Here is a 483-nt window from a genome sequence, read left to right as displayed (position 1 = left end):
CTACCCACCCAGTGCGGCTACGACTCCGATGACGAAGAGTACGGCGAGGAGGTCGGTCGTGTCGGCGTCGCGGTGGACACCCTGGCCGACGCCGAGATCCTGTTCGACAGCATCCCGCTGGACAAGATCAGCACCAGCTTCACCATCAACGGCACCGCGGCCATCCTGCTGGCCTTCTACGTCGCCGCCGCGGAGAAGAAGGGCGTGCCGCGCGAGAAGCTGACCGGAACCATCCAGAACGACATCCTCAAGGAATACGCGTCGCGCGGGACCTGGATCTGGCCGCCCGAGCCGTCGCTGCGGCTGATCGCCGACACCATCGAGTTCTGTGCCGCCGAGGTGCCGCGGTTCAACGCGATCTCGGTGGCGGGTGCGCACTTCCGCGACGCGGGCGCCAACGCGGTGCAGGAGATGTCCTTCACGCTCGCCGATGGCGTCACCTACTGCGACACGGTGGTCGAGCGCGGCCGCATGACGATCGAC

At 67.1% G+C, this 483-nt stretch carries 1 protein-coding gene; it reads left to right on the top strand.

Translation table 11 applies throughout. The features are described 5' to 3' along the window. A partial coding sequence (locus tag RNB18_RS51160; RefSeq protein WP_311720943.1) for a methylmalonyl-CoA mutase family protein occupies nt 1–483 on the top strand: 483 nt, incomplete at both ends.

It is taken from the genome of Streptomyces doebereineriae, assembly GCF_031845645.1.
Lineage (GTDB): Bacteria > Actinomycetota > Actinomycetes > Streptomycetales > Streptomycetaceae > Streptomyces > Streptomyces canus.
The sequence above is the reverse complement of the archived record's forward strand: the minus strand, read 5'-3'. Positions and strand labels throughout refer to the sequence as shown.